We start from the raw sequence: 11,923 nt of genomic DNA on the forward strand, positions 1-11,923 counted from the left end.
TCAGTTGTGTGGGTGGCGTGAAAAGCTCTTGCCCTGCCGCGAGGTTTCCCCCAACTCCATTGCCCAAGTGGTGAGTTGACCTCGCTCGTGGATGCAGGAGACCCATGCCCGACCTGCCGACCCCTCAGGACGCCGCCGAGGCCGCGCTGTTCTCCGAGTGCTGGGACGCGGTCCTCGCGTACGCCGACCTGTGCACGTCCGGCTCCGCCGCCGCCGCACAGCTGGGCCGTGAGGCGTTCGCGCACGGCACCCGTGAGGCCCGCGCGGCCGGGACCGGCCAGGCCAGAAACGCCGGCCGCCGCGCGGCCCGGCTGCCCCGGATACCCCTGCTGCTGACCGCCGTACGCACCACGGCCGCAGCCTGGGAAGAGGAGGGGCAGGGCCACAAACTCGACCCCGACCTGCGCCTGTGGCTCAACTCGGACAAGGCCGCCCGCTTCACCGGCCCGCCCCTGACGCGCCCGCTCGCGCTGCGCGGCCTGCGCGACCTCCAGCAGGCCGACGCCGAACTGCTGTGGCTGGCCGAGGTGGAGGCGCTGCCGCTGTCCGTGGTCGCCCGCCGCCTGGGCCTCGACCCGGCCACCGCCGCCGACGAACTCCAGCAGGTGCGCACCCTGTTCCGGGACCGCTGCCACCGCAACCACCTCGACACCCCGATGGACGCCCAGTGCCGCAGCTACGCCCGGCTGCTGGACGCCGTCACCCGCTCCTCCGCCGCCGACACGCCGGGCGACCTCTCCCGGCACCTCGCCACCTGTGTCCAGTGCGCCGAGGCCGCTGCCTGTCTGCGGCTGCACGGCGGCGGACTGCCCGGAGCACTGGCCGGCGGAGTGATCGGCTGGGGCGGCCTCGCCTACCTGGAGCGCCGCCGCCGCGCCGCCGAGGTACGGCTCGGCGCCGGCCGGCCCGACGCGGCGGACAAGGCGACGGGAGAACCGGAGGACGGGGAGCAGAAGGCGCGCGTCGCCCGCAACGGCCTCCTCGTCGCCGCCGTCCTGGTCTCCCTCCTCGCGCTCGGCGTCTCGATGATGCCCTTCGGCGGCTCCGGCGACGACCTCGGCGCACGCGGCGACGCAGGCCGTCAGCCGGTGGCCGACCCCAACCCCGACCCGCCCCTGCCGTCCGCCCCCGACCTGCCTCCCGCGACCTCGAAGCCGGCCGACAACGCCACCGAGAACACCGGCAAGTCGGAGAAACCGGCCAAACCCGAGGGCAGAAACCGCCACACCGAACCGCAGGGCACCTCCACTCCCACCAAGGACCACGAGAGCGAGAGCCCCACCTGCCGGGTCGAGTACGACCTGGTCAACCAGTGGCCCGACGGCTTCCAGGCCACGGTCACCGTCACCAGCAGCAAGCCCCTCGACTCCTGGCGCGTGTCCTGGTCCTTCCGCGACGGCCAGCAGGTCGGCCAGATGTGGGACGCCTCCGTCGGACAGGACGGCTCCCGCGTCACCGCCACCGCCGCCGACTACAACAAGGCGGTCCCCGCGGGCGGCGACCTGGCCTTCGGCTTCATCGCCTCCTGGCGCGGCAAGAACTCCCCGCCGTACGACTTCACGCTGAACGGGCAGGACTGCGCGAAAAGCAGTTGACGCGGCCGGCCCGTGACGGGATAGCGTGACGCCGGTTCCACGAAGTGCCGGGGGAACACGAAGAGTCGAGGATCGAGGAGGTGTTGACCGATGGCTGTCATTGCGATGGGCGCTGCCCGCATCCAGGAATCCATCACGTCCACCTCCGTGGCCGCCGGCTGATCCGACCGACTGTCGGGCCGGGGGCCGACCTGGGAAAGGTCACCCTTGACTACCAGCTCTGCTTCCTCCGTTTCCGCCGCGCTCGCTCCCTACGGCTGGGACGACGCGTGGGCGGGCGAGTTCGCCCCGTACGACACCGAAGGACTGCTGCCCGGACGCGTGATCCGCGTCGACCGCGGGCAGTGCGACGTCGTCACCGCAGACGGAGTGCTGCGGGCCGACACCGCCTTCGTCACGCCGCACGACCCGATGCGGGTCGTCTGCACCGGCGATTGGGTCGCCGTCGAACCCGGCGGGAACCCGCGCTACGTCCGCGCCTACCTGCCGCGCCGCACCGCGTTCATCCGCTCCACCTCCTCCAAGCGGTCCGAGGGGCAGATCCTCGCGGCCAACGTCGACCACGCCATCGTCGCCGTGCCCCTCACCGGCGAGCTCGACCTCGGCCGTATCGAGCGGTTCCTCGCGCTCGCCTGGGAATCCGGGGCACAGCCCCTGGTCGTCCTCACCAAGGCCGACCTCGTGCCGGACGCCGTCACCCTCGCCCACCTCGTCCAGGACGTGGAGACCAGCGCGCCCGGCGTGCCGGTGGTGCCCGTCAGCGCCGTCGACGGCGCCGGTCTCGACGTGGTCGCGGCGATCGTCGCCGGGGGGACGTCCGTACTGCTCGGGCAGTCCGGCGCGGGCAAGTCGACCCTCGCCAACGCGCTGCTCGGCGAGGACGTCATGACCGTCCAGGCCACCCGGGACGTCGACGGCAAGGGCCGGCACACCACGACGACCCGCAACCTGCTCGCGCTGCCCGGCGGGGGCGTCCTGATCGACACACCCGGACTGCGGGGCGTCGGACTGTGGGACGCCGGGACCGGCGTCGGGCAGGTGTTCTCCGAGATCGAGGAACTGGCCGAGCGGTGCCGCTTCCACGACTGCGTCCACGAGGCCGAGCCGGGCTGTGCCGTGCTGGCCGCCGTCGAGGAGGGCGACCTGCCCGAGCGGCGGCTGCACAGCTACCGCAAGCTCCTGCGGGAGAACCAGCGCATCGTCGCCAAGACGGACGCCCGGCTCCGCGCGGAGATCCGCAAGGACTGGAAGCGCAAGGGCGCGATCGGAAGGGCCGCGATGGAGGCGAAGCGCGGACCGCACTGGCGTTCGTAAACCGCATGGCGTCCCGAGCGCCGTGTCCGATTCCCGCCAGCGGGAGTCCCGCCGACGGCGGAGACTGGACACCGTGAAGGACGACGACACCAGGCACGAAGACACGGGAGACACGGGGGGAGACCCCAGGTACGAAGCCGTACGCAGTCGTGACGGGCGTTTCGACGGCGCCTTCTTCTTCGCCGTCGAGACGACCGGCATCTACTGCCGGCCGAGCTGCCCCGCGGTCACCCCGAAGCGGGCCAACGTACGGTTCTTCGCCACGGCCGCCGCCGCGCAGGGCTCGGGTTTCCGGGCCTGCCGGCGGTGCCGCCCGGACGCCGTGCCCGGCTCCGCCGAGTGGAACGTCCGCGCGGACGTGGTGGGCCGGGCCATGCGGCTGATCGCCGACGGCGTGGTCGACCGCGAGGGCGTCGCCGGGCTCGCCGGGCGGCTCGGCTACAGCGCACGGCAGGTGCAGCGGCAGCTCACCGCGGAGCTCGGCGCCGGGCCGGTCGCCCTCGCCCGGGCCCAGCGGGCCCACACCGCGCGCGTCCTCGTGCAGACCACCGACCTGCCGATCACCGAGATCGCGTTCGCCTCGGGCTTCGCCAGCGTCCGGCAGTTCAACGACACCGTCCGGGCCGTGTACGCGTCGACCCCGAGCGAACTGCGCGCCGCCGCAGCGCCGAAGAACGGCCGGGCCCGGCGTACCGCCACCCCGGACGCCGGCATCCCGCTCCGGCTCGCCCACCGCGGCCCCTACCAGGCCGGCCCCGTCTTCGACCTGCTGGCACGCGAGGCCGTGCCCGGCGTCGAGGAGGTCGGCGGCCCGCCCGGCGCGCGCACCTACCGGCGCACGCTGCGCCTGCCGTACGGCACCGGCATCGTCGCCGTCGACGAACGCCCCGGCGCCGCCCGGACCGGGTCCGGCGCCCACCCGGGCGGCTGGCTCGACGCCCGGCTGCACCTCACCGACCCCCGCGACCTCACCACCGCCGTGCAGCGGCTGCGGCGGCAGTTCGACCTCGACGCCGACCCCTACGCCGTCGACGAGCGCCTCGGCGCCGACCCGGTGCTCGCACCCCTGGTCGCCGCCCGGCCCGGCCTGCGCTCGCCGGGCACCGCCGACCCGGAGGAACTCGCGGTACGCGCACTCGTCGGCCGGACCGAGGCGGAACGGCTCGTACGGCGCTACGGCAAGGCCCTCGACGCCCCCTGCGGCAGCCTCACCCACCTGTTCCCCGAACCGGCCGTGCTCGCGGGCGCCGAACCCGGCGGCACCCTCGGCGCACTCACGGCCGCCCTCGCCGACCACGCCGTACGCCTGGACCCGGGCGTCGACCGCGACGACGCACAGGACGCCCTGCGTGCCGTGCCCGGCCTGGACGCCCGCACCGTCGCCGAGATCCGCACCCGCGCCCTCGGCGACCCCGACGTCGCCCCACCCGGCGCCGACGTCCCCGACAGCTGGCGCCCCTGGCGCTCGTACGCCCTGAACCACCTGCGCGCAGCAGGGAAGTGGGAGTTGTGATGACCTCGACGTACTGGACGAACGTGGCCTCCCCGCTCGGGCCGCTGCTCCTCACCGCCGCTCCGGACGGCGCGCTGACCTCGCTGTCCGTGCCCGGTCAGAAGGGCGGACGCCTGGTGGAGGACGACTGGCGGCAGGACCGGGGGCCCTTCCGGGAGGCCGAGGAGCAGCTCGCCGCCTACTTCGCCGGGGAACTGAAGGAGTTCCGGCTGACGTGGCGCAACGACGGTTCCGTCTTCCGGGAGAAGGTGTGGGCCGCGCTGGACGACATCCCCTACGGCTCGACCGTGACCTACGGCGAGATCGCCGCGCGCATCGGAGCGCCCAGGGCCGCGGTGCGGGCCGTGGGCGGGGCGATCGGCGCCAATCCGCTGCTGGTCGTCCGGCCGTGCCACCGGGTGATCGGGGCGGACGGGACACTGACCGGCTACGCGGGCGGCCTGGAGCGCAAGGTACGGCTGCTGACGCACGAGGGGGTGCTGTAGGGGGCCGGAGTGGTGTTCTCGGAGTGTGTGTGCTCGGGGTGTTCTCCGGGTGCGTTCTCCGGGTGTGTGCTCACGCGCCGAACACGGCCCCCACCCAGGCCGCCGCGATCAGCTGGCAGGTGAACAACTCCGCCAGCACGCTGGAGCCGCCCGAGCGCATCGCCGTGCGCACGGCCGCGACGGCTTCGGCGTGGCGGCCGAGGCGGAGGCGTTCGGCCAGGTAGATACCGGCCAGAAAGCCGGGGATCGCGCCGATGACGGGGAGCAGGACGAAGCCGAGGGTGGATCCCGCTCCGGCGTAGGACAGCATGCGGTGGGTGGCGCGGTTCGCCCGCAGCCGCCGGGGCGGCAGGGCCCAGCGCACGCCCTGGGAGACGAACATCAAGGCCGTGGCTCCCACCAGGATCCACCAGGCGACGGGCTGCGGATCCTTCAGGGCCCACCACATGACCGCGGCCCACACCAGCAGCGATCCGGGCACCGCGGGCAGCAACACTCCGTACAGACCGAGCAGGATGACCAGCCCGACCAGCAGGAGGTCCCACACTCCCATCTGACCAGCCTGCCGGAACACGGGAGAAGGCGCAGGTCAGAAGCGTGGTTGTGCCCCAGACCCGCAGGTCAGCCGGTCGCGGCCGGTGATCGGCCCTCATATCGCATGACCGTTCTATGGCTCACCCGGCGCACGGGTTCGCGGTGCCGTAAGAGGCCGGTTTTTCCACAAGCCCCGTTTTCATCCGGCCTGTGCGGTGGACAATTAGGGGCATGAGCCAGCAGGGGGGAAGGCCCACCGGTCCCGAGGACGACTGGTGGGGGCAGTTGTACGACGACTCCACCGGCGACACGGGCCCCACACCCGCACCCGATTCCCTCGACGACCGCTTCGCCTCGGCGGCGGGGGCGGTGGAGGGCCGGAGTGTTCCAGGGGCCGGGGCGGGGGAGAGGGCCGTGTCGGAGCCAGTGGTTCCGGCGCCGCGGGCGGGGGCCGACGACGTCCTGGACACCCCACGAGCCTCCGGCCCCTCACCCCAGCGCGCTCCCTGGGAACCACCGCCCGCGCGCCCCACGGGCCCGGTGACCTTCCCGACCGCGGCGAAACGGCAAGGGCCGGAGGGGACGCCCCCCGCCCCACCGACGGTCCCCCCGCCGCCCCCGGCCCCTCCCGTCTGGCCGAGCCCCGAGGCGACCGGTTCCACCACGGCCGGGGCCGCGCCCAGGGGCCCCACGGATCCGGCGGCCGAGCCGAGCCCCGGCGCGGCCGACGTCACCGCCACCGAGCTGGGTGGCGCCGAGTACTCCGGGACCGGGCCCGAGGGGACCGCGCTCCGCGCCCCCCGGCCGGGCGGGACCGCGTCCTCAGCCCCGGCCGATCGGCCGCCGGCACCACCACGCCCCGCGGGCCCTCCCCTCACGCCACCAGCGCCTGCCGGCTCCGCGCCCACGTCATCCCCGCCGATCGGCTCCTCGCCCACATCACCCCCGCCCGTGGGCTCAGTGCCCACGCCACCCCCGCCGGTCGGCTCCCCGCTCGCGCCCCCTCCGCGCGCCGGCTCCGCATCCACCCCACCTCCGCCCCCTGACTCCCCGCCCACATCGACACCGCCCGCCGACTCCCCACCCACCCCACCTCCACCCACCGACCTCCCGCCCGACCAATCCGAGTCCGGGTTCGAGCGCCCCGCTTCCTCCCCCCGGCCCCGGGGGCACGTCGGCTCGCGGCCGCCCACCTACGACGCCGAGCCCACTGCCCTCCCGCTCGCCGACCCCGATGACCTGGACGACCTCGTCGCGGACACCGTGCTCGACGGGGCCCGGTACGGGGCCTGCACGTTGCGGGCCGTGTCCGTGCGGGGGGACTCCGCGCGGTACCGGGGGGAGCCACGGCGGGACTCGCTGCTGACCGCGCGGTTCGGCACCGGCGAGCAGGCGCTGCTGCTGGTGGCGATGGCGACCGGGGCCCGGGCCACACCGGGGGCGCACCGGGCCGCCGCAGAGGCCTGTCACTGGATCGGCCGGGCCGTCGGGCGCAGTCACGCGCGGCTCGTGGAGGACATAAGGGCGGGGCGGCGCGGCGACCTCAAGTCCGGGCTGCACCGCCTCACCGACCGCAGCCTCGGCAAGCTCCGCGCCAGCGCCGCCGAACAGGGCGTCGAGCCGGAGGAGTACGCGGCCGGCCTGCGCTGTCTGCTGCTGCCCGGCGACCCCGAGTGCCGTACGCGCGTCTTCTTCGGCGTCGGACCCGGCGGGCTGTTCCGGCTGCGGGACGGCGAGTGGCAGGACATAGAACCCCAGGTCACCGAGATCAAGGGTGAACCCGTCGTGGGCTTCGGATCGCCGCCCTCCGAGACGCCCGGCGGCGACCGGCTCACCATGGACCTGGGCATCCCGACCCCGCCCAGCCCCTACGAACCGGCCCCGGAACCACCCCGCGAACCCTTCCGCTTCCGTACCTCCGTCGCCCGCCCGGGTGACACGCTCCTCGTGTGCAGCGGCGGCCTCGCCGACCCGCTGCGCGGCGAACCCGAACTGGGCGACTACCTCGCCGAGCGGTGGTCCCGCCCCGAGCCGCCCGGCCTCGCCGCGTTCCTCGCGGACTCCCAAGTACGGGTCAAGGGTTATGCGGACGACCGTACGGCCGCGGCCGTTTGGGAGGCGTGACGGCGCCTGGTGTGACTTGATGGAACCCGGAGGGATCCCAGGAGACCGAAGGGGCAGACGACAGACATGGCCAAACAGAACGTCGCGGAGCAGTTCGTCGACATCCTGACCCGCGCCGGAGTCAAACGCCTCTACGGGGTCGTCGGCGACAGCCTCAACCCCGTCGTCGACGCCGTCCGCCGCAACTCCGCCATCGACTGGATCCACGTCCGGCACGAGGAGACCGCCGCCTTCGCCGCCGGGGCGGAAGCGCAGATCACCGGCAAGCTCGCCGCCTGCGCCGGTTCCTGCGGGCCCGGCAACCTCCACCTCATCAACGGCCTCTACGACGCCCACCGCTCCATGGCCCCGGTCCTCGCCCTCGCCTCGCACATCCCGTCCAGCGAGATCGGCCTCGGCTACTTCCAGGAGACCCACCCCGACCGGCTGTTCGCCGAGTGCAGCCACTACAGCGAGCTGATCTCCAGTCCGAAGCAGATGCCCCGGCTGCTCCAGACCGCCATCCAGAACGCCGTCGGCCGCTCCGGCGTCAGCGTCGTCTCCCTGCCCGGCGACATCGCCGCCGAGCCCGCCCCGGAGCAGGCCGCCGAGACCGCGCTGGTCACGTCCCGGCCGACGGTCCGCCCCGGCGACGCCGAGATCGACCGGCTCGTCGAGATGATCGACGACGCCGACAAGGTCACCCTGTTCTGCGGCAGCGGCACGGCCGGTGCTCACGCCGAGGTCATGGAGTTCGCCGGGAAGATCAAGTCCCCGGTGGGGCACGCCCTGCGCGGCAAGGAATGGATCCAGTACGACAATCCGTTCGACGTCGGCATGAGCGGGCTGCTCGGTTACGGCGCCGCCTACGAGGCCACCCATGAGTGCGACCTGCTGATCCTGCTCGGCACGGACTTCCCGTACAACGCCTTCCTCCCCGACGACGTGAAGATCGCCCAGGTCGACGTCCGGCCCGAACACCTCGGCCGCCGCTCGAAACTGGACCTCGCGGTGTGGGGCGACGTGCGCGAGACGCTGCGCTGCCTCATCCCGCGGGTGGAGGAGAAGAAGAACAGCCGCTTCCTCGAACGGATGCTGAAGAAGCACGCGGACGCGCTGGAGGGGGTGGTGAAGGCCTACACCCGCAAGGTCGAGAAGCACACGCCGATCCACCCCGAGTACGTGGCGTCCGTACTCGACGAAGTCGCCTCCGACGACGCGGTGTTCACCGTCGACACCGGCATGTGCAACGTCTGGGCCGCCCGCTACATCTCACCCAACGGCCGTCGCCGCGTCATCGGTTCCTTCTCCCACGGCTCCATGGCCAACGCGCTGCCCATGGCGATCGGTGCGCAGTTCACCGACCGGAAGCGGCAGGTCGTCTCGATGTCCGGCGACGGCGGGTTCTCCATGCTGATGGGCGACTTCCTGACGCTGGTGCAGTACGACCTCCCGGTCAAGGTCGTCCTCTTCAACAACTCCTCCCTCGGCATGGTCGAGCTGGAGATGCTGGTCGCCGGACTCCCGTCCTACGGCACCACCAACAAGAACCCCGACTTCGCCGCCGTCGCCCAGGCCTGCGGTGCCTACGGCGTACGCGTCGAGAAGCCCAAGGACCTCGCCGGAGCCCTGAAGGACGCCTTCAAGCACAAGGGCCCGGCGCTCGTCGACGTCGTCACCGACCCCAACGCCCTGTCCATCCCGCCCAAGATCAAGGCGGAGATGGTGACCGGGTTCGCCCTGTCCGCCTCCAAGATGGTGCTGGACGGCGGGGTCGGCCGCATGGTCCAGATGGCCCGCTCCAACCTGCGCAACGTGCCCAGGCTCTAGCTGTACGGCGCCCACCGGCGTTCGGATGTGTCGTACGTGTAGCGGGGCAGGCCCTTGATGCCGCTGGTCCGGAACGGGCGGCCGGCGTCGTCGATCCGGACCGTGCCCGTGCGGCCCTGGGAGGACCAGTCGAGCTCCAGGTACCAGCGGCAGTCGCACCCCTGGGTCCTGGCGTTGACCAGCAGCACCTCCGGGTCGCGGGCGGAGACCCGGTAGGGCATGCGCACCGCCGGGATCGGCGTACCCGCGTCGCTCCCGGCCACCGCGCGGGCGATGGGGCGGTCCTTGTCCAGGTTCACGTCGAAGGAGCGCGGGGTGATCGAACCGCCGCACCCCTGGTCCATGGCATAGGCGTTGCCCGGCGCCGGGGCCGAGCGCCCCACCACGCGTACGCGCAGCGCCTCCAGCACGACGGCCGTGTCGGTCCGCCCCTGCACGGACAGCCGCACGAGCGTCTCGCCGCCGTGCACCGCGTTCTGCGACGCGGCCCAGACCCCGGCGTCCTGGGGGACCGGCGGCGGTGGCACCTGCTCGGGCGGCTCGGCGACGACGTAGTCGTGACCACAGCCGAGCTTCCACGCCTGGGAGTCGGCGGACCAGGTGAGGGGTGGGCCGGAGGCGGTTCCGCCGGCGGGCGGGGTGGTGCGGACGGAGGGTGACGGGGAGGGCTTCAGCGGCTTCGGGGCGGCGGAGGGTGAAGACCGCCGCGGAGTGGGGGAGGTGCCGCTCGGGGCAGGGGAGGGGCTCTTCCTCTCGTCCGGGGCTTCCGTCTTCGCCGTACCGGACGGGGCCGGAGCGGCAGTGCCGGGCCGGTCGCCGGCGGACGCACGCCGCCCGTCCGGCAGCGCGGCGAGGGTCCCGAGCGCCGCGAACACCGCGCAGGCGGCGGCCAGTCCGACCGCGACGCGTCTGCGGCGGTACCAGGGCCGGCCGGGGAGTGAGTCCGCTTCCGGAGGGCTTTCGACAGGGCCGTCCACCATCTCGGTGTCGGTGTCGGTGTCGGTATCCGTGTCCGTATCCGTGCCCGTCTCCGCCGTACCGGCAGTGCTCGCCGGCCGAGGACGCTGACGTGCCGCCACCGCGAGGAGCCAGCGGCGGTGCAGCTCCAGACGTTCCTCCGCTGACGCCCCGCACAGGGCGGCGAAGCGCTCCACGGGCGCGAAGTCGAGCGGGACCGCCTCGCCCGCGCAGTAGCGGTGCAGGGTCGAGGTGTTCATGGCCAGGCGCCGGGCCAGTGAACCGTAACTGCGGTCCGTGCGCTCCTTCAGCGTCCTCAGCAGCGCCGCGAACTCCCCGACGTCGTCGACGTCGTCCTGCACCGACACCGTTCCCCCGTCCTTACAGCTCGGCCCGGCCCGGAACGGCATCCCAGGCACCCCATGTACCTGCACGTCAGACGGGCTGGGATGGTTCCACCGTGCCGGATCGGCTGCGAGCTGTTGCATCCGGGCGGTGGGACCGCTGATGCTCTTGGTGTCGCACCGACCAGGCCCGGGCCGACCAGCCGGCCTCGCCGCGGCACCCACATCCACGCACTCGTTCACGGGGGAACACCCATGCCCATGCGCATCCGAGCAAGCGCTCTCGCCGCCCTGACCGTCGCCGCCCTCGCGGCGGGCACGGTCCTCACGGCACCGGCCGCCGGCGCCGCGCCGAAGGCCTCCGCACCGAAGTTCCTGTCGGCGTCCCAGCTGCCGCCGCACCCGACCTCGGCCTGGACGGCCGGCCCGGTCACCGACGGGTTCCCGGAGGGACTCGGCTCCTGCGTGAGCACGGAGGGCGTGCTCGACTACGACTACAAGCACCGGGAGTTCCGGACCGACCTGGACACCGGCGCCGTGCAGTTGACCGTCGTGGCGACCACACCCGCCCTGGCCAAGGCCCTGGCGAAGCACTACGACGACCTGATCCGCACCTGCGCCGACCGCATCGAGGAGTCCTACCCTGACGTCGAGGCCGAGGGCCGGGACTACGGTTCGCTGCCCGTCGAGGAGGGCGCCCGCGTCCGTGGCCTGCACACCGAGACGTCCTGGGGCGCCACGGACATCTCGCTGCTGTCCGTCGGGCGGGACGGCAGGACCGTCACCGTCGTGAAGTGGGGGCAGATGGGCGACTTCGACGACGCGCCCGTGGCCGCCTTCAAGAAGACGACGACCACCGCCGTCAACAAGCTGTACTGACCGGGCGGCCACCGGAAGGGACCGGGGCCGTCCTCCCGCCACGGGGGTCGGGAGGACGGCCCCCGTACCGGCCGGAAGCCGCGGTGGAGACCGTCGTACTTCGGCCAACTTCACGGGACCGCCCCGCGCGGGGACCGGTCGCACCATCCCTTCACCGCGTACGGAAGGATCGGCAGCCGCCCATCGGCAGTTCGTCCGATCTCCGGCGGTCAGGATCCGACGCGGGACGTCTTGCGGCTACCCTCTTGTCCCCCTTCCCTTCGCCGTCGTACTGCTCACGGCCCCTCCGCCCGGCTCGCCGGTCCCGGCCACATGGCCGAACATCCGGTCGTTGACGATTCGACATGACTGCCGCGTGCCCGATGGGGC

General features: G+C 73.3%; 9 protein-coding genes. 7 read left to right on the forward strand and 2 right to left on the reverse strand.

Features of this window, described 5'->3' with window-relative positions:
* Nucleotides 1-104: 104 nt before the first annotated feature.
* The 4 genes from ACZ3I3_RS25800 to ACZ3I3_RS25815 all read left to right on the forward strand — a co-directional run bounded on the left by ACZ3I3_RS25800 (nucleotide 105) and on the right by ACZ3I3_RS25815 (nucleotide 4,907).
* Nucleotides 105-1,595, forward strand: a complete 1,491-nt coding sequence (locus ACZ3I3_RS25800; RefSeq protein ID WP_467368809.1) for a cellulose-binding domain-containing protein — start codon at nucleotides 105-107, stop codon at nucleotides 1,593-1,595.
* A 207-nt stretch (nucleotides 1,596-1,802) separates the two neighbouring features.
* Entirely contained in the window at nucleotides 1,803-2,909 is a 1,107-nt protein-coding gene (rsgA, locus tag ACZ3I3_RS25805; RefSeq protein ID WP_467368811.1) for a ribosome small subunit-dependent GTPase A, read from the forward strand.
* Between the two features lie 73 nt (nucleotides 2,910-2,982).
* Nucleotides 2,983-4,422, forward strand: coding sequence for a DNA-3-methyladenine glycosylase 2 family protein (locus ACZ3I3_RS25810; protein WP_467368813.1), 1,440 nt, complete (start codon nucleotides 2,983-2,985; stop codon nucleotides 4,420-4,422).
* The gene (locus ACZ3I3_RS25815) at nucleotides 4,422-4,907 is read left to right on the forward strand and encodes a methylated-DNA--[protein]-cysteine S-methyltransferase (protein WP_467368815.1); all 486 of its coding nucleotides are present in this window, start codon (nucleotides 4,422-4,424) and stop codon (nucleotides 4,905-4,907) included. The genes ACZ3I3_RS25810 and ACZ3I3_RS25815 overlap by 1 nt, the downstream gene beginning before the upstream one ends.
* Nucleotides 4,908-4,977: 70 nt before the next feature.
* Here ACZ3I3_RS25815 and ACZ3I3_RS25820 read toward each other — a convergent pair whose 3' ends face one another.
* On the reverse strand, nucleotides 4,978-5,460 hold the full coding sequence (locus ACZ3I3_RS25820) for a DUF456 domain-containing protein (protein WP_467368817.1): 483 nt from the start codon (nucleotides 5,458-5,460) through the stop codon (nucleotides 4,978-4,980).
* Between the two features lie 1,286 nt (nucleotides 5,461-6,746).
* On the opposite strand from ACZ3I3_RS25820, the gene ACZ3I3_RS25825 reads away from it, so the two are divergent.
* Nucleotides 6,747-7,565, forward strand: a complete 819-nt coding sequence (locus tag ACZ3I3_RS25825; protein ID WP_467368819.1) for a protein phosphatase 2C domain-containing protein — start codon at nucleotides 6,747-6,749, stop codon at nucleotides 7,563-7,565.
* A 66-nt stretch (nucleotides 7,566-7,631) separates the two neighbouring features.
* Nucleotides 7,632-9,374 carry a pyruvate dehydrogenase gene (locus ACZ3I3_RS25830; protein ID WP_467368821.1) on the forward strand — a complete coding sequence of 581 codons (1,743 nt, stop codon included), beginning with the start codon at nucleotides 7,632-7,634 and terminating at the stop codon, nucleotides 9,372-9,374.
* Here the strand turns inward: ACZ3I3_RS25830 and ACZ3I3_RS25835 are convergent.
* The gene (locus ACZ3I3_RS25835) at nucleotides 9,371-10,699 is read right to left on the reverse strand and encodes a helix-turn-helix domain-containing protein (protein WP_467368823.1); all 1,329 of its coding nucleotides are present in this window, start codon (nucleotides 10,697-10,699) and stop codon (nucleotides 9,371-9,373) included. The two genes, ACZ3I3_RS25830 and ACZ3I3_RS25835, sit on opposite strands and share 4 nt — an antisense overlap.
* Nucleotides 10,700-10,930: 231 nt before the next feature.
* Here ACZ3I3_RS25835 and ACZ3I3_RS25840 point away from each other — a divergent pair, with 231 nt between their 5' ends.
* Nucleotides 10,931-11,554 (forward strand): hypothetical protein, encoded by a 624-nt coding sequence (locus ACZ3I3_RS25840; protein ID WP_467368825.1) that lies wholly within the window; start codon nucleotides 10,931-10,933, stop codon nucleotides 11,552-11,554.
* Nucleotides 11,555-11,923: the final 369 nt, after the last annotated feature.

The sequence above is a fragment of the Streptomyces sp. NPDC016851 genome, from assembly GCF_055562795.1.

What these genes read in the sequence shown, in the direction of transcription:
- ACZ3I3_RS25840 (WP_467368825.1), top strand. Translation starts at nt 10,931, where the DNA reads ATGCCCATGCGCATCCGAGCAAGCGCTCTCGCCGCCCTGACCGTCGCC.
- ACZ3I3_RS25830 (WP_467368821.1), top strand. Translation starts at nt 7,632, where the DNA reads ATGGCCAAACAGAACGTCGCGGAGCAGTTCGTCGACATCCTGACCCGC.
- ACZ3I3_RS25815 (WP_467368815.1), top strand. Translation starts at nt 4,422, where the DNA reads ATGACCTCGACGTACTGGACGAACGTGGCCTCCCCGCTCGGGCCGCTG.
- ACZ3I3_RS25820 (WP_467368817.1), bottom strand. Translation starts at nt 5,460, where the DNA reads ATGGGAGTGTGGGACCTCCTGCTGGTCGGGCTGGTCATCCTGCTCGGT.
- ACZ3I3_RS25800 (WP_467368809.1), top strand. Translation starts at nt 105, where the DNA reads ATGCCCGACCTGCCGACCCCTCAGGACGCCGCCGAGGCCGCGCTGTTC.